This window comes from Pseudomonas mosselii, from assembly GCF_005796105.1.
GTDB classification, from domain to species: Bacteria; Pseudomonadota; Gammaproteobacteria; order Pseudomonadales; family Pseudomonadaceae; genus Aquipseudomonas; species Aquipseudomonas mosselii_C.
This window is the reverse complement of the sequence record NZ_VAUO01000001.1, coordinates 868386-888767: the sequence shown is the minus strand read 5'-3', so window position 1 is coordinate 888767 and position 20382 is coordinate 868386. Positions and strand designations below refer to the sequence as shown.

Annotated in this window: 19 protein-coding genes, 1 pseudogene and 2 riboswitches; of the genes and pseudogenes, 8 read left to right on the top strand and 12 right to left on the bottom strand. The window is 63.8% G+C overall.

Features of this window, described 5'->3' with window-relative positions; translation table 11 throughout:
- Positions 1 to 6: 6 nt before the first annotated feature.
- Both FEM01_RS03890 and gspG read right to left on the bottom strand, forming a co-directional pair.
- Complete coding sequence (locus tag FEM01_RS03890) at positions 7 to 1197, bottom strand: type II secretion system F family protein (RefSeq protein ID WP_138217948.1); 1191 nt, start codon at positions 1195 to 1197, stop codon at positions 7 to 9.
- Positions 1198 to 1208: 11 nt separating this feature from the next.
- A complete protein-coding gene (gene gspG / locus FEM01_RS03885) occupies positions 1209 to 1634 on the bottom strand; it encodes a type II secretion system major pseudopilin GspG (RefSeq protein WP_138217947.1) in 426 nt (141 codons plus the stop codon).
- 187 nt (positions 1635 to 1821) lie between these two features.
- On the opposite strand from gspG, the gene FEM01_RS03880 reads away from it, so the two are divergent.
- The 4 genes from FEM01_RS03880 to FEM01_RS03865 all read left to right on the top strand — a co-directional run bounded on the left by FEM01_RS03880 (position 1822) and on the right by FEM01_RS03865 (position 7096).
- Positions 1822 to 2421, top strand: a complete 600-nt coding sequence (locus FEM01_RS03880; RefSeq protein ID WP_138217946.1) for a lytic transglycosylase domain-containing protein — start codon at positions 1822 to 1824, stop codon at positions 2419 to 2421.
- Positions 2422 to 2480: 59 nt separating this feature from the next.
- Positions 2481 to 3929: a sensor histidine kinase gene (locus tag FEM01_RS03875; RefSeq protein WP_138217945.1), complete on the top strand. Its 1449-nt coding sequence runs from the start codon at positions 2481 to 2483 to the stop codon at positions 3927 to 3929.
- 277 nt (positions 3930 to 4206) lie between these two features.
- The gene (locus FEM01_RS03870) at positions 4207 to 5700 is read left to right on the top strand and encodes a sensor histidine kinase (protein WP_138217944.1); all 1494 of its coding nucleotides are present in this window, start codon (positions 4207 to 4209) and stop codon (positions 5698 to 5700) included.
- Complete coding sequence (locus FEM01_RS03865) at positions 5669 to 7096, top strand: sigma-54-dependent transcriptional regulator (protein ID WP_138217943.1); 1428 nt, start codon at positions 5669 to 5671, stop codon at positions 7094 to 7096. Before FEM01_RS03870 ends, FEM01_RS03865 begins: the two co-directional genes overlap by 32 nt.
- Before the next feature lie 26 nt (positions 7097 to 7122).
- Here the strand turns inward: FEM01_RS03865 and FEM01_RS03860 are convergent, their stop codons facing one another.
- The 3 genes from FEM01_RS03860 to FEM01_RS03850 form a co-directional block, all read right to left on the bottom strand.
- Positions 7123 to 7416, bottom strand: coding sequence for a hypothetical protein (locus tag FEM01_RS03860; protein ID WP_138217942.1), 294 nt, complete (start codon positions 7414 to 7416; stop codon positions 7123 to 7125).
- Between the two features lie 108 nt (positions 7417 to 7524).
- Positions 7525 to 8877 (bottom strand): GntP family permease, encoded by a 1353-nt coding sequence (locus FEM01_RS03855; protein WP_138217941.1) that lies wholly within the window; start codon positions 8875 to 8877, stop codon positions 7525 to 7527.
- Positions 8878 to 8976: 99 nt separating this feature from the next.
- Positions 8977 to 9516 (bottom strand): gluconokinase, encoded by a 540-nt coding sequence (locus tag FEM01_RS03850; protein ID WP_138217940.1) that lies wholly within the window; start codon positions 9514 to 9516, stop codon positions 8977 to 8979.
- 208 nt (positions 9517 to 9724) lie between these two features.
- On the opposite strand from FEM01_RS03850, the gene FEM01_RS03845 reads away from it, so the two are divergent.
- From FEM01_RS03845 to FEM01_RS24625, 3 genes and pseudogenes are all read left to right on the top strand, one after another.
- The gene (locus FEM01_RS03845) at positions 9725 to 10744 is read left to right on the top strand and encodes a LacI family DNA-binding transcriptional regulator (RefSeq protein ID WP_138217939.1); all 1020 of its coding nucleotides are present in this window, start codon (positions 9725 to 9727) and stop codon (positions 10742 to 10744) included.
- A gap of 68 nt (positions 10745 to 10812) precedes the next feature.
- Positions 10813 to 11634, top strand: a pseudogene (locus FEM01_RS24630) (PAS domain-containing protein); the annotation flags it as partial.
- Between the two features lie 42 nt (positions 11635 to 11676).
- Positions 11677 to 12171: a methyl-accepting chemotaxis protein gene (locus FEM01_RS24625; RefSeq protein WP_431188552.1), complete on the top strand. Its 495-nt coding sequence runs from the start codon at positions 11677 to 11679 to the stop codon at positions 12169 to 12171.
- Here the strand turns inward: FEM01_RS24625 and FEM01_RS03835 are convergent.
- The 7 genes from FEM01_RS03835 to FEM01_RS03805 form a co-directional block, all read right to left on the bottom strand.
- Entirely contained in the window at positions 12146 to 15427 is a 3282-nt protein-coding gene (locus FEM01_RS03835) for a transporter substrate-binding domain-containing protein (protein ID WP_138217937.1), read from the bottom strand. The two genes, FEM01_RS24625 and FEM01_RS03835, sit on opposite strands and share 26 nt — an antisense overlap.
- A gap of 4 nt (positions 15428 to 15431) precedes the next feature.
- Complete coding sequence (locus tag FEM01_RS03830) at positions 15432 to 16046, bottom strand: response regulator transcription factor (RefSeq protein WP_138217936.1); 615 nt, start codon at positions 16044 to 16046, stop codon at positions 15432 to 15434.
- A 196-nt stretch (positions 16047 to 16242) separates the two neighbouring features.
- Positions 16243 to 16485, bottom strand: coding sequence for a DUF1272 domain-containing protein (locus FEM01_RS03825; RefSeq protein ID WP_138218172.1), 243 nt, complete (start codon positions 16483 to 16485; stop codon positions 16243 to 16245).
- 65 nt (positions 16486 to 16550) lie between these two features.
- The gene (gene cobM / locus FEM01_RS03820) at positions 16551 to 17303 is read right to left on the bottom strand and encodes a precorrin-4 C(11)-methyltransferase (protein WP_138217935.1); all 753 of its coding nucleotides are present in this window, start codon (positions 17301 to 17303) and stop codon (positions 16551 to 16553) included.
- Between the two features lie 25 nt (positions 17304 to 17328).
- On the bottom strand, positions 17329 to 17739 hold the full coding sequence (locus FEM01_RS03815) for a cobalamin biosynthesis protein (RefSeq protein WP_138217934.1): 411 nt from the start codon (positions 17737 to 17739) through the stop codon (positions 17329 to 17331).
- Complete coding sequence (locus FEM01_RS03810; protein ID WP_138217933.1) at positions 17739 to 18434, bottom strand: CbtA family protein; 696 nt, start codon at positions 18432 to 18434, stop codon at positions 17739 to 17741. Before FEM01_RS03810 ends, FEM01_RS03815 begins: the two co-directional genes overlap by 1 nt.
- A 10-nt stretch (positions 18435 to 18444) precedes the next feature.
- Positions 18445 to 18630 carry a CbtB domain-containing protein gene (locus FEM01_RS03805; protein ID WP_138217932.1) on the bottom strand — a complete coding sequence of 62 codons (186 nt, stop codon included), beginning with the start codon at positions 18628 to 18630 and terminating at the stop codon, positions 18445 to 18447.
- A 99-nt stretch (positions 18631 to 18729) separates the two neighbouring features.
- A riboswitch (cobalamin riboswitch) is annotated at positions 18730 to 18951 on the bottom strand.
- A gap of 63 nt (positions 18952 to 19014) precedes the next feature.
- A riboswitch (cobalamin riboswitch) is annotated at positions 19015 to 19211 on the top strand.
- Positions 19212 to 19312: 101 nt separating this feature from the next.
- Between FEM01_RS03805 and cobW the strand changes: the two genes are divergently transcribed.
- Positions 19313 to 20380, top strand: coding sequence for a cobalamin biosynthesis protein CobW (gene cobW / locus FEM01_RS03800; protein ID WP_138217931.1), 1068 nt, complete (start codon positions 19313 to 19315; stop codon positions 20378 to 20380).
- Positions 20381 to 20382 lie beyond the last annotated feature (2 nt).

The following is a 20382-nucleotide window of genomic DNA, read 5'->3' as shown; positions in this document are numbered from 1 at the left end:
CCTCGATCAGTGGATGCTCGAGGCCAGTTCGAAGATCGGCATGTACATCAGGATGACGATCAGGCCGATCAGCAGGCCGATGAACGTCATCAGCAGCGGCTCGAACAGCTTGACGAACCACTCCACCCAACGGCCGATCTCCTGGTCATGGAAGTCCGCGCAGCGTTCGAGCATCTCGCCGAGGTTGCCGGACTGTTCGCCGGCGCGCAGCAGGCGCAACGAGACCGGCGTGACCAATTGCCCGGCTTCCAGCGCATCCGATAACGCCAGGCCCTCGGCGACCCGCCGGCTGGCGTGCTCCAGGCCCTCGCCAGCGGCGTTGCCCAGTAGCCCGCGCGCCATTCCCAGGGCGGTGAGGATGGGGATACCGCCTTGCAGCAGGATCCCTAGCGAGCGGTAGAAGCGCGCCAGTTCATACATCATCAGACGCTGGTGCAGCGCCGGCACGCGGCGCAACTGTCGGCTGGCCCAGCGGCGCACCGCCGGCTGGCGGCGCAGGGCCAGTAGCCACGCCACGCCGCCTGCCGTGCCCAGGGCCAAAGGCAGCTGCTGGGCATGCAGGAACAGCCCAATCTGCATCAAGACCCGCGACAGCCACGGCAACTGCGTGCCCATACCCTCGAACACCAGGCTGAAGCGCGGCACGACATACCCGAGCAGGAACATCACCACGCCACCGCCGACGAGTAACAGCAGCAATGGATAGACCGAGGCCCCGACCAGTTTCTGGCGCACCAGATCCAGGCGCTGGCGATAGCCGATGTAGCGCGTCAGCGCTTCACCCAGCGCGCCGGTGCGTTCGCTGGATTGCACCAGGGCCACATAGAGCGTTGGGAACACCCGCGGCTGCTGTGCCAAGGCCAGCGACAACGACCTGCCTTCGTACAACTGGCGCACCAGCGCTTCGAGGGTCTTGCGCGGCGTGCCGCTGGGCGCTTTCTCGGCGAGGCTTTCCAGCGCGTCGATCAGTGGCAGGCCGGCATTGAGTAGGGTGGTCAGTTCCTGGCTGAACAGCACCAGGTCGAACGCCGGGGCGCGGCGCCAGGCAAGGCGCCCGAGACCATGGCCCGGCGCACGCACGCTCAGCACGCGCAAACCTTGGTCTTCGGCTTGGCGCCGCGCTTGGTCGCTGTCCTCGGCGTCAATGTGCAACTGCACCACGCCCTGGCGACCCAAGGCTTTGAGTTCGTAGCGCATCGCTTTGCCCCTCATTGCCAACTGGTGATTTCGGCGTTCTCGCCGTCGCCGCCGGGCTGACCATCCTTGCCCATCGACAACAGGTCGTATTCAGCGCCGTTTTCGCCAGGCTGGCGGTAAAGGTAGGGACGTCCCCACGGATCTTGCGGTACCGCCTTTTGCAGGTACGGACCCGACCAACGCGCCTCGCCATTGGGCGCCACCACCAACGCCTGTAAGCCCTGCTCGCTGCTGGGGTAGTGGCCGACTTCCAGGCGATACAGGTCTAGGGCCTTGCCCAGGCCCTCGATCTGCGCCCGCGCCACCTTGGCTTCCGAGCGCCCGAGCTGGCTGAAGTACTTGGGTGCGACGATGCCGGCCAACAGGCCCAGCACCACCAGCACCACCAGCAGTTCGAGCAGGGTGAAACCGCGTTGGGCATGGATTCTGCGCTGCATGGTGAAATCCTCCGTTGCGTGTGCACAGCGTCCATGCAACAGGCGTGCACGGCTGCGTCGCGGCCTTGCGCCATGGGCTGTGCAGCGCAGCGTGTGCTCGGCACGCTGCTTGCGTCAGAGCCTTGCACCCGGATTTTCCGGGGCATATCCCCCCACTTCGGGGGGCCATGAATGGGAGGCGACCGGCATGCGTGGGCTGATGCTGATAGCGACAGGGGTGGCGGCCGGGCTGATGGCCTTGGGCGCCGAGGCTGATGTGTACATTTCCAGCGATGGCAAGGGCGGCTTGATTCTGTCCAACGTCCATCGCCCGGGGCGCCAGTACGAGCGGGTGGTCAGCGAGGTGCCCGGTGGCAGTGGGCCGGTGAATGCACAGTGGATCACTGGCCGCCCCTACGCCGAACTGGTGGCCGCCGCTGCACTGGCCAACGACGTGCCGCAGGCCTTGCTGCATGCGCTGATCAAGGCTGAGTCGGGTTACAACCCCAAGGCCCGCTCGCCCAAGGGGGCGCTGGGGCTGATGCAGTTGATGCCGGACACGGCCAAAGCCATGGGGGTCAAGGATGTGCTCGACCCTGAGTCCAACGTGCACGGCGGGGCACGTTACCTCAAGCGTATGCTGACCCTGTTCGACAATGACATCACCCTGGCGGTGGCGGCCTACAACGCCGGGCCCGAGGCGGTGCTGAGCCGGGGCCGGGTGGTGCCGCCATTCGCCGAGACCCGTCGCTACGTTCCCGCAGTGCTGCGCGACTATCGATTGCTGCAGGGGCTGGCCGAGCCTTGACCCTGATTCCCCAACTCTGGGCTATAACCAATGAATCGTGCCCAGTTGCGGAGCCCGTCATGGACCTCGTCCATCGCCCTGATTCAACTGCGCCCAGCGCTGAGGCGGGGGCCGTGCGCAAACCGTTCAACTTGCTGCGCTGGTACGCCTGGGTGAGCCTTGCGATCATCCTATCGGTGGCGGCGGGGCTGGGGCTTATCTCCAGCCGCTTCATCATCAACGAAAGCGTCGAGCGTGACGCCTTGCTGACTGCGCAGTTCATCACCGCCATTGCCGACGCTGAAGTGCGCCATGTCTCGATTCCCAACGTGCGCACCATGGGCGAGTTGCTCGACCCGCGGACCGACCGGGCCATGCCTGATGTTGACCCGGCCGCCCGGCGTAACGCCAGAGGTGAGTTTCTCGACCATATCGCCCACCTGCCGGACATACTGCTGGCGAATATCTATGCCCCTGACCGCACAGTGATCTGGTCGAGTAACCCGGCCTTGATCGGCAAGCTGATCGAGGGTGACGACGACCTGAGCCGGGCTTTCGAGTACAAGATGCGCGTGTCGGCCAGCTACCACAATGCCGAGCGCGCGCGTAGCGAGCAGGAGTTCGTCACCCCACCTGAGCAACTGTTCATCGAGAACTACATCCCGCTGTTCGACGCCGGTGGCGAGACGGTTACCGCGATGGTCGAGATCTACAAGGAACCGCACGACCTGATTGTGCGCATCGAACATGGCCTGATGCTGATCTGGCTGGCTATCGCCGTAGGGGCGGGGCTGGTGTACGTCGGGCTCTACGGCATCATGCGTCGCGCTGCGCGGCTGGTGGCCGTGCAGCAGAAGCGCCTGATCGGTAATGAAACCTTCGTTGCGTTGGGGGAGGTGTCCTCGGCGGTGGCCCATAGTTTGCGCAATCCATTGGCCAGTATCCGCTCAAGCGCCGAGCTGGCGCAGGCCTTCGACGAGGGGCCCGCACAGCGGCACGTCAACGACATCATCAGCCAGGTCGACCGCATGTCGCAGTGGGTGCGCGAGCTGCTTCAGTCGTTGCGTCCGCTCAATGACGAGGCGGTGGCTGTGAACCTGGCTCAGGTCCTGAATGAAAGCCTGCAAGCCTGCGACGGGCTGCTGCGTCGCGCCGGGGTGCAGGTGCGGGTGCCCACGATCGGGTCTGTGCGGGTGTTGGGGCAGCCGGCGCTGCTGGGGCAGATTTTCAGCAGTTTGATTGCCAATGCGCTGGAATCGATGGAGCAGGGTGGGCAATTGCACATCGAGTGTGTGCGCCACGACCGGCGGTACCTGGTGTTGCGTTTTGCCGACACAGGCAAGGGCATGAGCGAGCAGCAGCAGCGCATGGCCTTCAGGCCGTTTTTCAGCACCAAGCAAGGCGGGCTGGGAGTGGGGCTGATGCTGGTCAAGCGCATCATGGAGCGCTTCGGTGGTTCGGTGCGATTGAGTAGCCGCCAGGGCGGTGGGACTCGCGTATCGCTGAGTTTTCGCGTAGCCAACTCTTGATTCTTTGCATTATAAAAAATGTAAATATTTGATTTTATTAGTTTTAAATTTTTGGGGAAATAGTACCCAACATTGGGGGTATATCTAGAATCTAGACTGCATAAAGTATTTAAGTTTTTGTTATTAAATACAAAATATTTTCAATGGATACTGGCTAGCTTTTTGCTACCTCATCAAGCAGATCCTGGCGGGGATCGCGGCGATATGTGGTTATCCACTGCCGTAGGGCGCCGCCATGGGATGCCCCTTCACCTCGCTGACAGGTGGATTCGACGCCATGCAGACATTTGAGCACGACGCCCATGGTGCGGTGCAGCCTACCCCCGCGGGATTGGCTGCGCCCTTGCGCGAATTCAACTTGCTGCGCTGGTTCTCGCTGGTCAGCCTGCTGATTATCGCCTCGGTGGCTGGCGGGTTGGGTTACGTATCGACCCGTTTCGTGGTGCGCGACAGCGTCGAGCGCGATGCGGTGCTCACTGCACGCTTCATCCAGGCCATGGCCCTGGCCGAGGTGCGTCACTCGCAACTGCCGCCAGGCACTACTATGGGCGAGTTGCTTGATCCACGCTTGGACCATGGCCATCTGCAGTTCTCCGCAGCGCTCGCCCAATCGACTCGCCTGGAGTTCCTCGACCATATCGAGCACCTGCCCGACACGTTGCTGGCCAACGCCTACGCCCGTGATCGCAAGGTGATCTGGTCGACCAATCCGCACCTGATCGGCAAGCACATCGGTCGCGACAGCGACCTGGAGCACGCCTTCCGTTCGCGCAAGTCCGTGTCGGCCAGCTACCACAAAGCGCACGATGACCGGGAAGAACAGAAGTTTCAGCGCGAGCCGCGCCACCTGTTCATCGAGAACTACATTCCGTTGTTCGACAGCCAGGGCGAGCATGTGCTGGCCATGATCGAGATCTACAAGGAACCCCAGGACCTGGTGCGACGCATTCAGCGTGGCTATGTGCTGATTTGGGTTTCGACCCTGCTGGGCGGGGCGCTGGTGTATTTCGGTCTGTTCTGGATCGTGCGCCGCGCTGCCAGCTTGATGCACCATCAGCAGGAGCGGCTGATCGCCAGCGAAACCTACGTCGCCCTGGGCGAGATGTCCTCGGCGGTGGCCCACAGTTTGCGCAACCCGCTGGCCACGATCCGCTCCAGTGCCGAGCTGGCCCAGGAAATCGCCAACCCGGCTGCGCAGAAAAATATCAGCGATATCATCACCCAGGTCGACCGCATGTCACGCTGGGTACGCGACCTGTTGGTGTCGTTGCGCCCGACCAGTGATGAGCCCGAGGCCGTGGAGCTGGTGGCGGCCATCGAGGATACACGCCAGACCTTCGCCCCCCAGATCGAACGCAATGCGGTGCGCTTCGTCTTGTGCGGGGCTGCCGAGCTGCGCGTGGCCAGCCAGCCACTGCAACTCACCCAGATACTCAATAGCCTGTTCGCCAATGCTTTGGAGGCCATGCCCCAGGGCGGCGAATTGCGCGCCGAGGTGCAACGGCTGGAGGGTGGCCAGGTGATGCTGTCGATCAGTGACACCGGCAAAGGCATGAGCGAGCAGCAGCGGCGCATGGTATTCAAGCCGTTCTACACCACCAAGCAGGGCGGGCTAGGCGTTGGCCTGGCCCTGGTCAAGCGCATCATGGAACGTTTTGGCGGCTCGGTCGAACTGAGCAGCCGCGAAGAGGAAGGAACCCGTGTCAGCCTGATCTTCAATATCGCAGTGGGAGGGGACCATGGAGCACAGCATCCTGGTGGTCGAGGATGATGAAATCCTTGCCGAGAACATCAGTACCTACCTCAAGCTGAAAGGCTTCGAGGTCGCCGTGTGTCACAGTGCAGAGCTGGCCTTAGAGCACGTCGCGCGGGCCTTGCCTGACGCGGTGTTGACCGACAACTCTCTGCCGGGCATGAGCGGCCACGACTTGCTCCGCGCCCTGATGACGCAGGCGCCGGAGCTCAAGGTGATCATGATGACCGGCTATGGCAACGTCGAGGACGCGGTGCTGGCCATGAAAGAGGGCGCTTTCCATTACCTCACCAAACCGGTGGTGTTGGCTGAACTCAAGCTGATGCTGGACAAGGCCCTGGCCGCCGAGCGCCTGGAGCGTACCTTGTCGTTCTATCAGGAGCGCGAGGCGCAGAAGTCCGGGTTGCAAGCCTTGATCGGCGAGTCCCCGGCGATGCTTGAACTCAAGCACACCTTGCGCCAGGTGCTGGAAGCCGAGCGGCGCATGGCCAGCGGCGATCTACCCCCGGTGCTGGTGGAAGGCGAAACCGGTACCGGCAAGGAACTGGTGGCGCGAGCACTGCATTTCGACGGTAGTCGGGCCAAGGGGCCGTTCATCGAGTTCAACTGCGCCTCGATTCCGGCCAACCTGTTGGAGGCCGAGTTATTCGGGCATGAGAAGGGCGCCTTCACTGATGCCAAGGAGCGCCGGGTGGGCCTGGTGGAAGCCGCTGACGGCGGCACGCTGTTCCTCGATGAGATCGGTGAAATGGACCTGGTGCTACAGGCCAAGCTGCTGAAGCTGCTGGAGGATCGCAGTATCCGCCGGATCGGCGCGGTGAAGGAGCGCAAGGTCGACCTGCGGGTGATCAGCGCCACCAACTGCAACCTCGAACAGATGGTGCAGCAGGGCAAGTTTCGCCGCGATTTGTTCTTCCGCCTGCGCATCATCGCCCTGAAGGTGCCGCGCCTGCACGCGCGGGGTCAGGATATCCTGCGCCTGGCCCGGCATTTCCTGGCCCACCATGGGCGTCGCTACGGCAAGCCGAACCTGCGCTTTTCGGCCGAAGCCGAGGCGTTGATGCTCAACTACAGCTGGCCTGGCAACGTACGCGAGTTGCGCAACATGCTGGAGCAAACCGTTTTACTGGCACCCTCGGAGGTGATCGGTGCGCACCAGTTGAACCTGTGCCTGACGTTGGTCGATGACGTACCGGCCCAGCCGGCCGCCGTGCTGGCCTTCGAGGCCCCGCACCGCGAGGTCGACGCCAGTGCCAGTTTGCCGGACATGGAACGCGACATGGTCTGCCGCACCCTCGACCGGACCGACTGGAATGTCACCAAGTCAGCCCGGTTGCTTGGACTGTCGCGGGATATGCTGCGCTACAAGATCGAAAAGCTGGGCCTCACGCGGCCCGACAAGCGGCAGTGGTGAGCGTGATCTGAAGGGCCTGACCGGCTTCACGGCTTGCCGGTACTGCCGCCGTCACGCCCCATGCCTTCCGAGCCACTGCCGCCATCCATGCCTGGGAGGTCACGGTCATCGTTGTGTTTGGCCGGTGGGCTTTCCGGGTCGTTGCCCTTGATGCGTGGGTCGGTGTCCCTGGGCACGGGTTTCTCGATGGGGTTCAGGGTGCTGTCGACCCCCGGCTGGGGCGCCGGGTTGTGCGGGTCGTCGGGGTAGGTGGTGCCGGTCCCCACGGCAAAGGCCATGGGTGAGGCGAGCAGGGCTGCAAGCAGGAAGGCACGTGTCATCGGTCAAACTCCCTTGCGCTGGAAAAGTCAAAGGCCCTGCTCGGGCAGGGCCTCTGTCTCACTTGGGCCGTGGCCCGCTCAGCAAGGTGCCATCATCCCGATCAACGGTCACACCACCATCGACAGCAGCATGATGAAAATGATGCCGACCACCGACAGGATGGTTTCCATCATGCTCCAGGTCTTGAAGGTTTCGGCCACGGTCATGTTGAAGTATTGCTTGACCAGCCAGAAACCGGCGTCATTGACGTGCGACAGGATCAGCGAGCCGGCCCCGGTGGCCAGCACGAGCAGTTCGCGGTTGACCCCAGGCACCAGGTCGATCACCGGAGCGACGATGCCGGCGCCGGTGATGGTCGCAACGGTGGCGGAGCCGGTGGCAATGCGGATCACGGCCGCTACCAGCCAGGCCAGCAGAATCGGCGAGATCTCGGCCTGAACGGCCATTTGCCCGATCACGTTGCCCACGCCCGTGTCTACCAGCATTTGCTTGAAACCGCCGCCGGCGCCGACGATCAGCACGATGGCGGCCGTGGGGGCCAGGCTCTGGTCGAGCATCTTCATGATCTGCTGGCGGCTGAAGCCACGGGCCGAACCGAAGGTGTAGAAGGCCAGCAGCAAGGCGGCGAGCAGGGCGGTGATCGGGTGGCCGATCAGGTCCATCCACTGGCGTACGATGTGCTCGGCTGGTAGCACCACGTCGGCGAAGGTCTTGAGCAGCATCAGCACCACTGGCAGCAGCACGGTAACCAGGGTGATGGTGAAGCTTGGCAGGTTCTGCTGGTTGGAGTCCCGGGCGATCTGGTCCATCAACTCCTGGGACGGGTTGCCGGGGATGTAGCGGGAAATGAAATTACCGAACAGCGGGCCTGCGATCACTGCCGTGGGCAACGCCACCAGCAGGCCGTAGAAGATGGTCTTGCCGATATCGGCGTGGAAGATGCCGATTGCCAGCAACGGGCCCGGATGTGGCGGTACCAGGCCGTGCACCACCGAAAGCCCCGCCAGCAGCGGAATGCCGATCTTCACCAGCGAAACCCCCGAACGGCGGGCGACGATGAACACCAGCGGGATCAGCAGCACGAAGCCGATCTCGAAGAACAGCGGGATGCCCACCAGGAAGGCGGCGAACATCATTGCCCAGTGCACCTTCTGCTTGCCGAAGGCGCGAATCAGGGTCTGGGCAATCTGGTCGGCCCCCCCGGAGTCGGCCATCAGCTTGCCGAGCATGGTGCCCAGGGCCAGGACGATGCCGACAAAGCCCAGCACGCCGCCGAAGCCGTCCTGGAACGATTTCATCACCTTCGCCACCGGCATGCCGGAGGTCAGGCCAAGGAAGCCTGCCGCCAGGGTCAGGGCAACGAAGGGATGGACTTTGAAATGGGTGATCAGCAGGATCAGCCCGACGATGGTGACCAGCGCGTCGAGCAGCAGGAAGGTATCAGTAGCTAGTCCGAACATGGATCGTCAGCCTCGGTCTTGTCGTTGTTTTAGGGGCGTAGCGTGGTGCGGTAACAGGGTAAGACAGCGCTATCTTTGGTGAGCTGGAGAACTGCCCGATCAGGCCGTGCGCGCCAGGCTCCGCTCACCGTGGGGCTTTAGCCAGTTGTCCACGGCATCAGCGAGGCGCTCGATGGACTGGGTGGCATCCAAGGCCAAGGTGAGCGGCTCTCCATGTGGCGCTTCGAGCGTCGCGAACTGGCTGTCGATCAAACTTGCGGGCATGAAGTGGCCAGGGCGTGCCAGGACCCGCTTTTCAGCTTCCTCCGGCGTCAGTTCGAGAAACACGAACCTCAGGTTCGGCACTGCCTCGCGCAACGTCTCGCGGTAGCGGCGCTTGAGCGCCGAGCAGGTCAGGATAGGGCGCTCGCCAGCGGCGAGGGTGTCCTGTAGCGCCTGGCCCAGGCGTATCAGCCAGCCGGCGCGGTCGTCGTCGTTCAGGGGAATGCCAGCGCTCATCTTCTGGATGTTTTCGGCTGGGTGAAAGGCATCGCCTTCGATCAGGCGGCCGCCGCTGCGCCTGGCAATGGCGTCGCCGACGCAGCTCTTGCCGCAGCCAGCAACGCCCATGACCACGATCGCGGACAGGGAAGGGTTCATCAGTACCTCCTGCTGGGTGAGATAGCGCTGTCTCGGTCAGGCCGAGATAGAGTTGCGTGCGCCACCCTCCCGGGTGTTATTGGTCTTGTCTTAGGCAGTATGGACGCGTGCTGCATGACCGTTACCAGGTTTGCATTGCCTGCGTCCTGAGACAGCGCTACCTTAGTGACCGTTCCCCATTCCTGCAAGTAGTAAAATTACAACATCCATGTCTCGTATCGGCTCGCGCACCACAGGTCGTCCCACTCTGGCAGAAGTCGCCCGACTGTCCGGGGTCTCTCCCATTACCGCCTCGCGCGCCCTGCGTGGGGTCAGCACAGTGGCGCCGACGCTTGTCGAAAAAGTCATGAGCGCCGCCGCCAGCCTGGGTTACGTGGCCAACCCGGCAGCCCGCGCGCTGGCCTCGGCGCGCAGCCAGTCGGTGGTGGTCTTGATTCCGTCACTGTCCAACCAGTTGTTCATCGATACCTTGGAGGCCATTCACGAAGTCATGCGGCCGCGTGGCCTTGAAGTGCTGATTGGCAACTATCACTACGATATCGCCGAAGAAGAGAACCTGATCCGCAATTACCTGGCATACCAGCCCTGCGGTATCCTGCTCACCGGCTTCGAGCGTAGCGACGGTGCGCGCCAGTTGCTGGCGGCCAGCGGGGTGCCACGGGTGCACATGATGGAGCTGGTTGGCGAGGCCGGCGAGCTGTCGGTTGGCTTCTCCCAGCACGAAGCAGGCCGGGCGGCGGCGCGTCACCTGATTGCCCGGGGCCGACGGCGCCTGGCGTTCATCGCCGCGCAGCTCGATCCACGGGTCATGCAGCGTGCCGAGGGGTTCCGTCAAGGGTTGGTCGATGCCGGATTGCACGCGCCCGAGTTGGAAATGCTCGACCCGCAGCCGTCATCGATCGGCCTGGGCGGTGCATTGTTCAGCGGCTTGTTGGCCAAGGCACCGGATGTCGACGGCATCTTCTTCTGCAACGACGACCTGGCCCAAGGCGCGGTGCTACAAGCCCTGCGTCAAGGCATCGAGGTGCCGCGTCAGGTGGCCATGGTGGGCTTCAATGACTTGCCGGCTTCTGCGCATATGGTGCCGCCGCTGACCTCTATACGAACGCCACGGGCAGCGGTGGGGCGGGTGGCCGCCCAGGCGCTGCTGAGCCTGCTCGATGGCAAACGGGTCGCAAGCGAGCGCCAGGACCTGGGATTCGAACTGGTGGTACGCGAAAGCTCCTGAGCAGTGCCGCGCGGTAGGGTCCACGCCGCGGTGATGTCAGTTCGCTTGCACGGTGCGCACGCCGATCTATGCTCAGGAACATCCTGTGGGCAGAAGGAGGCCCGGTCATGTTCGAGTACCATCGCAAGTCCGATCTGGTCGAGATTCAGCGTTGCCACCAAGCCCTGGAAGGCATTGAGGCAAAGTTTGCCGCGATCAGCCGTTCCATGGCGATGATCGAGTTCGCGCCCGATGGCACGATCCTCGATGCGAACGAGAATTTCTGCAAGACCATGGGTTACGCCGCCGACGATATTCGCGGCAAGCATCACCGCATCTTCTGTGACCCCAGCTACGCCAAGAGCGCCGAGTACAAACAGCTGTGGCAGGAATTGGCTACAGGCAAGGCCATCAGTGGCACCTTCGAGCGCTTGGACAAGAGCGGCCGCGAGGTGTGGCTGGAGGCGAGTTACATGCCGGTGCTCGACGCGCGCCAGCAGGTGACCAGTGTGATCAAGATCGCCTCCGACATCACCCGTCACGTGATGGAAGAGCACGAAAGCGAGAGCCTGCTCAAAGCCATCGGTCGATCCATGGCGGTGGCCGAGTTCACCCCGCAGGGAAGGGTCATCAAAGCCAACCCGAATTTCCTCGACACCATGGGCTACCGCCTGGAAGAGGTGGTTGGCCGCCATCATGGGCTGTTCTGCCTGGCCCACGAGCGCGAGTCGGCGCAGTACCGCGAATTCTGGGCTTCGCTCAACCGCGGCGAATACCACTCTCACCGCTTCGAACGGGTCGACAAGCACGGTCGCACGGTTTATCTGGAGGCCTCCTATAACCCGATCTTCGACAACAAGGGTCGTTTGTACAAGGTGGTGAAGTTCGCCAGCGACATCACCCAGCAGGTCAGCACCCAGCAGACCGCCGCCGATGCTGCCCATGCCAGCTCAGTGCAGACCGACGCCTGCGCGCGCAAGGGGACTGAAGTCGTGCAACAGACCGTGCAGGTGATCGAGCAGATCTCCGCCGAACTCAACGATGCCGCGCGCAGTATCGATGCGGTGAGTCGCCAGTCGGAGGCGATTGGCCAGATCGTGCTGACCATCCGTGGGATCGCCGATCAGACCAACCTGCTGGCCCTCAATGCGGCGATCGAGGCTGCGCGCGCGGGTGAGTTCGGGCGTGGTTTCGCGGTGGTGGCCGACGAGGTGCGTAGCTTGGCGGCACGCACCAGCAAGGCGACCGTGGAAATCGTCGAAGTGGTCAAGCGCAACCATGACCTGTCGTTGACCGCCGTGGCCAGTATGCAGTCAAGCTTGAGCCGCACCGGGATCGGCGTGGAGCTGGCCAACGAGGCCGGCACGGTGATCATGGAGATCCAGCAAGGCTCGCGGCATGTGGTGGATGCGATCAGCCAGATCAATTCGACCCTGCAATTGCATTGAAGCCTTGGCGCAGTTCGCGCTCCAGGCTTTGCAGGCTGGCCAGCAGTACGGCCAGCGGCCCTTGCAAGGCCTTGCCTTGTTCGATGGCCTGTTCCATGGCCTCGCAGTCTTCGACCACGCCACTGACCCTGAGCATCTTGGCGCCGCCCTTGATCCGGTGCACAGCCATCGCCAGCGCCTCGGGTGCCGCGTGCGTACCCAATTCGCGCAGCGCTTGCAAGTCTTGGGCTGTGCTGTCGGCCAGCTGGCCGAGCAGGGTGAGGGTCAAGTGTTGATCATCCTGGGTCAGGTGGCGCAGTTTCGCCAGCTCGAAGCCGCTGGCGCGTTGATGTGGCGTGTGCTCGCCGAACGGCAGTCGATCGACATGAGCCAGGCTGGCTTGTAAAGCGGCCAACCCGAGCGGTTTGAACAGGCATTCGTCCATGCCGCTGTCCAAGCAGCGCTGGCGTTCCTCGGCTTGCGCGTTGGCGGTGATCCCGATGATTCGACAGGCAGGCTGCTGGCGTTCGCGTTCCTGTGCGCGGATCTGTCGGGTGAGTGCGTGGCCGTCCATGTGCGGCATGCTGCAATCGGTGATCAGTACATCGAACTGCCCATCCTGCCAGAGCGCCAGCGCGGCCTGTCCATGCTCGGCCAGGCTCACGTGATGGCCGAGCGAGCGCAGCTGCTTGTCCAGCAGTAGCAGGTTGGCCGGATAGTCGTCTGCCACCAGGATGCGCAACGGATGCGGCGCGGCAAGCTCGGGCTCGGCGTCGGTGCTCGCCGGCGCGCTTGGCGCATGTGCGCGCGGCAGGTTCAGGCAAACATGTGCGCCAGTGCCCTGGCCTGGCTGGCTGTGCAGGTTCAGTTCGCCGCCCATCAACTCACACAGGTTGCGGCTGATCACCAAGCCCAACCCGGCGCCTTGGCGCCCCTTCTGCACGTCGGTCTGGGCGAAGGCGCGGAACAGCCGAGCCTGGTCGGTGGCACTGATACCGACGCCGCTGTCCTCGACCGACAGCCGGACCGCAAGGCTGTCTTCGGCGCCGGGCAGGGTCTGTAGTCTGACCTTGACCTGTCCGGTGTCGGTGAACTTGATCGCATTGCTCAGCAGGTTGGCCAGCACCTGCTTGAGCCGCAGCGGATCGGCTTCGACCCAGCAGGAAGACTCTGGCAGCGTAGCTTGGAGGGCGATGCCCTTGGCCCGTGCGTTGCCTTCGAACATGCGCAGGGTCGCGCGGACCAGAGTTACCAAATCCAGGGGCGCAGGTTGCAGGCTCATGTGCCCCGACTCGATCCGCGAGATGTCGAGCACATCGCCGATCAGTTCAAGCAAGCCGACCGCCGAGCTGTGCGCCGTCTGTAATGCCAGGGTATCGCTGCGGCCATGCCGGCTGTCTTGCAGGGCCAGTTCCAGCAGGCCGATGACTGCGTTCATCGGGGTGCGTATTTCGTGGCTCATGACCGCCAGGAAGGTACTCTTGGCTTGGCTAGCCTGCTCAGCATCGTTTTTCGCCTGGCTCAGTTGTTCAAGCAAGGCCCGGCTCAGCCCCAACTGTTCCTGCAGGGCGCGTTGGGCCTTGGTGCGCTGGTGAATCAACTTGCGCAGGTAATTGTTCCAGAACGCCACGCCTGCCAGCAGCCCGCCGGCCAGTACCAGTATCTGCAGGGCCAGGGTGCGGTAGTTGCGCCACGGGCTGTCGCTGGCCACGGCGCTGCTGGGCCAGCGCTTGACCAACTGGTCCAGCTCGTCCGGCGCTAGGCTCAACAGCGCCTTGTCCAGGATGGCCTGTAGCTGCGGGTGGGCAGGGTTGACGGCGAACGTGCCGGGGATGGGCTCGTCGCCGAACTGGCCGGCGATCCTGAGGCGGCCCTTGCCCATTTGATTGATGAAATAGGCCGCGTTGACCTGTGGGCTCAAGGCCACATCCGCTCTGCCTTCCTGCACTAACTGCAACAGTTGCAGTGGATTCTGCGCTTCGATCACGCGTGCGCGTGGCGCGCTTTGATGCAGGTCGCTGAGCAGGGGCGAGCCTTGCAGCACGGCGACACGCTGATCGTCGAGCGGGCGTTCAGGATCCAGGGGCGGGGCGTCGTTTCGGGTCACCAGGACCCGAGGCGTGACCATGAACGGGCGTGTATAGCGCAGGCGTGTGGTTTGCTGCGGGTCATAGCCGATTGCCCCGAGCATGTCGACGTTGCCCAGGGTCACGGCTTTGAGCATGTCGGCGAAGGAGTCCGACTCGACCATGTCGAAATGCAGGCCGGTGCGCCGACTGATTTGTTCGAGCACATCGATGGCCAGCCCGCGCGGTTGTCTTTGCGCATCGCTGAAGGTGACGGGTGCGAGGCTGGTGTTGATCATCACGCGGATGCGAGGGTGATGTTCGATCCACGCCCGCTCCTCGGCGGTGAGTGCGTCCAGGTTGCGCTTGAGCAGCGTGGTCGTGCTGCCTCGTGTCCAGCGACGCAGGATGTTCAGGCGTTCGCTGTCAGCGATCCGCAACAGGGCGGTATCGACCAGACGCAGCAGGCGCGTGTTGTCGCGATCCAGAGCGAACGCGAAAGCCCCGGCCGGAGCCATGACGAAGTGATCGATCCTGACCATTTCCTGATACCCCTTGCCGATCACGTAGTCGGTACTGATTGCATCGCCCAGGTAGGCATCGGCCTGGCCCAGCGCGACCGCCGCGATGGCCGACAGGGTCGAGCGATACAGGCTGAGGCGGGCGTCAGGGTAGAGCTGCTGGGCGGTTTCCAGGGGCAGGTAGTGATCGACCATGGCCAGGCGTACCCCGGACATGGCGCCGGGTTCGCGTAGCGACTGGCCCTGACGTGCAACGATCACTGGCAGGTCGTCGGCATAGGGCTGGCTCAGAGTCAGCTCCGCATCGGCAGCCTCGAACGCGTTCGAGGTGCCCAACAGGTCAATCTCGCCGCGGTGCAACGCCGCGATGGCCAGGGCGCGTGTCGGGTAGCGCTTGACCTGGAACGAGACCCCGAGCTGCTCGCCGATCAGCCCGGCGTAGTCGGCGCTCAGCCCTTCGTAGTCCGCCTGGCTGGCGTTGATGTCGAAGGGCGGGTAATCGGGATGCGAGATGCCAAGGCGCAAATCGCCGTGGGTGGTCAGCCATGCCCGGTCAGGCAAGGTTAGATTCAGAGTGGACGCCGCGCTGTGCGAGCGAGCCAGCAAGTGGCGGCTTTCACTCGCAGTTTCGGCGTACGCCCAAGGTATCAGCGCGACCAGCAGCAGGCAAAGCGCAGGCCCTTTGTACACTGGATCAGACCACTTTGTTGCGTTTGGCCAGATCGACCATCTCCACCAGCGACTCGGCCTTGAGCTTTTCCAGGATACGCCCGCGGTAGGTGCTGATGGTCTTGGCACTGAGGTTCATCTGCTCGCCGATCAGCTTGTTGCATTGGCCGGCGCACAGCCTGCGCAACACCTCCATCTCGCGGTTTGACAGGCATTTGAGGCGTTCGCTTTCGCTTTCCAGGGAGTTGCTGTTGACCGCCATCTGGGGAAAGGTCGAGTAGCCCTTGACCAGGGCCTTGAGGGCGAACACCAAAGCATCGAGGTCCTCGTCCTTGTTGACGAAGGCGCTGATGCCGGCATCCATGCAGCGGCGCACGTACAGGTCGGCAGGTTGGCCGGTCAAGGCCATGATCTTCGGGGGCGGCTCCAGCAGCTTGAGGCGCTTGATCACCTCCATGCCGTCAAGGTCCGGCAAGCCGATGTCGAGAATGACAACCTCGGCCCGGGTTTGCATCGCGAGGCTGGCTGCCTCCTTGCCTTTGCCGGTCTCGCCGACCACGGTGAACCGCTCACGCTCCAACAGCATGCGCACGGCAAGACGAACGATGTGATGGTCATCGACCAGCAGCACGGATGTCATGGTTAAACTCCTGTTCAAAAGTGCTCGCTTCCAGCCAACCAGCAGGCTCGGCCTGGGGCTGCAGAGCTGGGGGGAGCGCACATTACGGAGATTCAGGAGCCTTGGTAATAGGACAGTATAGGCGTGTTGAAAATACAACAGGGTTTTGTTGAAAAGGACTACAAGATGGCGTAGGACCGCCCTCGTGCTTCGAGACTCAAACGCAGGTGCTATGGGCCTTCACGACCCGTTGAGTGGAAGCAGGGTTATTTTGCAAGGCCTGGCCAACACGGGTCGGGCGGGGGCTCAGTTGGCCGGCGCAATTGGGGCAGCGGCCCTGAAGGCGCTCGACGGAGCAGTCTTGGCAGAACGTGCATTCGAACGAGCAGATGACTGCATCCGGGCTATCGGCCGGCAGGTCACGGTCACAACATTCACAGTTGGGGCGCAGTTCGAGCATGGTCATGGCCTCTATCGGTAGGGGAGCACCAGTGTGCTACGCCGTGGCGTGATCGAGCAATCACCTCAAGTGCCCGGGCGGTAAAGGTGGGCATGGCTGGCGCGGTACAGCGCCGAGTCGGCGAACGGCGCATCGCCCAGCACATGCCCGACCAGAATCAGCGCGGTACGCCGGAAGCCTTTGCGTGCGACGTGCTCGACGATATCTGCCAGGGTGCCTCTGGCCCAGTCCTGGTCGGGCCAGGTGGCGCGGTGCACCACGGCTATCGGACACTGCGCGCCGTAGTGCGGCAGCAGTTCCTCGACGATGCGCGCCAAGTTGCGAATGCCCAGGTGGATGGCCAGCGTGCTGCGGTGCCGGGCCAGGTCGGCAAGCTGTTCGCCGGCTGGCATCGGCGAGCTGTCGCCGTAGCGGGTGAGGATCACGGTCTGTGCTACACCCGGTAGCGTTAGTTCGCAGCCGAGCAGGGCTGCACTGGCCGCGGTAGCGGTGACTCCGGGGATGATCTGGTAGTCGATGCCCAGTTCGCGCAGGTGGCGAATCTGCTCGCCAATGGCACCGTACAAACTCGGATCGCCACTGTGCACCCGGGCCACGTCCTGGCCGTTGGCGTGGGCTTGGCGCATGGTCTCGATGATCTGCTCCAGGTGGAGTTCGGCGCTGTTGATCACATGGCTGGCGCTGTGGCCTTCGAGTACCGCCGGAGGGACCAGGGAGCCTGCATAGATGATCACCGGGCATTGGCGGATCAGGCGTTGGCCTTTGACCGTGATCAATTCCGGGTCGCCGGGGCCTGCGCCGATGAAGTAGACCGTCATGAAGGATCCTTGCAAAAAGTACGGATTATCCGCCGCAGGCCAGCGCTAGGGTTGCGCCACCCAAGACTTGGCGGGGCACATGTAGGCGTGGCTGTTGGGTCTGGCTGGCGGCCAAACACAATGCTGCGCTCTCGGCCACGCCCCAGCAACCGGTTTGGGCGAAGGCGGCGGCCGAACGCTGGCTGAGCAGTGGCTCGAAGGTCAGCAGGTGTCCTGCGTCGAAGCAGACAAGTGGCAGGTCCAGGTGCTCGGCCAAGGCTAGCAGCCCTGGCTCGCGGGCTTTGGCGTGGATGCTGGCGATACCGCGCAAGGCGCTGACGGGCAGGCCATGCCCGGCGAGGGTCCGGCGCAGCAGGGCGGCCAGGGTCTCTACCGGGCAGCCGCGACGGCAGCCAAAGCCCGCGAACAGCGCAGGCGGTTGTGTACAGGCCGCCATCAGGCTTGGCTGGAGCGGCGATACAGCCAGGCGCTGAGCAGGCCAAGGGCCAGCCAGAACGCGGCGTTGGTTAGCCAGGAAGCGACCTTGAACTGCGTTTCGAGCGCTTCGGGCGCCAGGCTTTCGTGCACGGGCGGCTGCGGTGCGCCGATCACGTGCGGGATCGCCAGCAGCGCCACGCCAAGCACCTTGAACAGCCAATGCCGGGCGAACACCAGCAGTGCCAGGCCTGCGGCCGTAGCGGCCGCAGTGCCGATCCACCAACTTTGGCGCAGCCCCAGGTCGGCGGCGGCAGTGCCTGGCAGTTCCGGCGGCAGGCCCAGGGTCGGTGCCAGGCAGAACACTGCAAAGCCGGCCAGGCCCCACCAGGCGCCCGTGCTGGTCCGGCCGGGGGCGCGCAAGCTATACAGGGCCACTAGGATCAGCGCGAACCCCACGGCAACCACCAGATTGCCACCGGTGGTGGACAGCACCCGTTGCCAGCCGTCTTCCGGCGCCCAGGCTTCGGCGCTGTGTTCATGTTCGTGGGTCGCAGTGGCATTGCCGTGTTCGTGGTGTTCGGTGACTGGTGCGGCGCTTTCGTAGGTTTCTGCCTGCAGAATCAGCGGGGCCACCCAGAAGCTCTGCAGCAACGTCAACAGCAGGGCGGCGAGCAGCCCGCTGAAACCCGCCGTGCGGGCAATGCGCATGATCATGCTGGGCTACTCAGTGGCAGGGGAATGCGGCGCTGTGGCGGGTGTCGTGAGCGGCGTTGTGTACCGCCTCGATGTGCGAGAAACCGGCGAAATATACCAGGCTCAGGCCCAGCAGGCAGGCGCCCACCGCGATGACCAGACGCTGGCTGAGGGTAACCGGGGTGGCGATGCTGTGTTTGGCACTGCTGATAGGCATGACGCGTTCCTCTGCTGCTTTTGTTTTGGCAACGGGCAAGCGCGGCGGCCCCGGGCGCGAAATGGCCCAGGGAGTACGACAGCGCCCGCCCACCGCGGGGTGTTGGTAGCACGCAAGGCCGGTCTCCGGGCTGGCGAGGTGGAGCCTGGCTCCAGCGTTGGCGTCACCTTCCCATGCCGGACTACTGGCACAGTGGATCAGACGCCTTGCTCGCTTACCGTTGCGGGGGCAGCACCGGCCTTGTCGGGCCTTTTCGATAGACGCACGACGCACCGGTTTCCCGTTTCACCCCCAAAGGGGCACCTTGACGCAAGGGCGCTAGCAAATCACGCGGCCGGACGTGCGTCAATCGTGTCGGGCGGTTGACCGTCGTGCGAGCACTGCGTAGCCTTGCCGGTTCGAGGTTCTCCGGCGCGCGCCGGAGCTAAGACGGGAACGCGGTAGAAGCCGCGGCTGCCCCCGCAACTGTAGGCACTCAAAGGTCTGGCACAGCCACTGCGCAGCGCGCGGGAAGGCGCCAGCCGGTCGGCTTTGGCCGGCACCGTGCAAGCCAGGAGACCTGCCTCGCGACGTTTTCGACATTCAACCGGGCGGGGTGATCCGGTGGCGAACGCGCCCGGCCGGCAACGCCCGTGGCTGTCGTACCGCTTGCCCGCGCCATAGCTGCCAAGGGCACTGCGACATGAAAACACTGGCCAAGCTTCCCGTCACCATCGTCACCGGCTTTCTCGGCTCGGGTAAAACCACGCTGCTGCGCCACATGCTCGACAACGCCCAGGGCCGCCGCATCGCGGTGATCGTCAATGAGTTCGGCGAGCTGGGCATCGACGGCGAAATCCTCAAGCAATGCAGCATCGGCTGCAGCGAAGAAGAAGCCAACGGCCGGGTTTACGAGCTGGCCAACGGCTGCCTGTGCTGCACCGTGCAGGAAGAGTTCTTCCCGGTGATGCGCGAACTGGTGGCACGCCGCGGCGACTTGGACCACATCCTCATCGAAACCAGCGGCCTGGCACTGCCCAAACCGCTGGTGCAGGCCTTCCAGTGGCCTGAAATCCGTAACGCCTGCACCGTCGATGCGGTGATCACCGTGGTCGACAGCCCAGCCGTGGCTGCCGGCACCTTCGCCGCCTACCCCGAGCAGGTGGATGCCCAGCGCAAGCTCGACCCCAACTTGGACCACGAATCGCCCCTGCATGAACTGTTCGCCGACCAACTGGCCAGCGCCGACCTGGTAGTGCTGAACAAAGCCGACCTGATCGACGCCGAGGGCTTGGCCAAGGTGCGTGCCGAGGTGGCCGAAGAGCTGCCGCCAGCGGTCAAGGTGATCGAAGCCAGCAGCGGTCGTCTGCCGCTGGACGTGCTGCTGGGCGTGGGCGCGCAGTCCGAGGCGCACATCGATGGTCGTCGCACCCACCACGACTCGCACCATGACGGCGATGAGCACGACGACCACGACCATGACGCCTTCGATTCCATTTCCATCAACCTGCCCGAGGCCGACGAAGGCCTGCTGCTCGAGGCCCTGAACCAATTGGTCACCGAGTTCGGCATCCTGCGCGCCAAGGGCTTCGCCGCCATCCCCGGCAAGCCGATGCGTCTGCTGATCCAGGGCGTGGGTACGCGTTTCGACAAGCACTTCGACCGCGCCTGGCGTCAGGATGAGTCGCGCATCACCCGTCTGGTACTGATTGGCCAGGATCTGGACGCCAATCAGCTGGAGGCGCGCTTGCGCCAGGCCCTGGGCGCCTGACC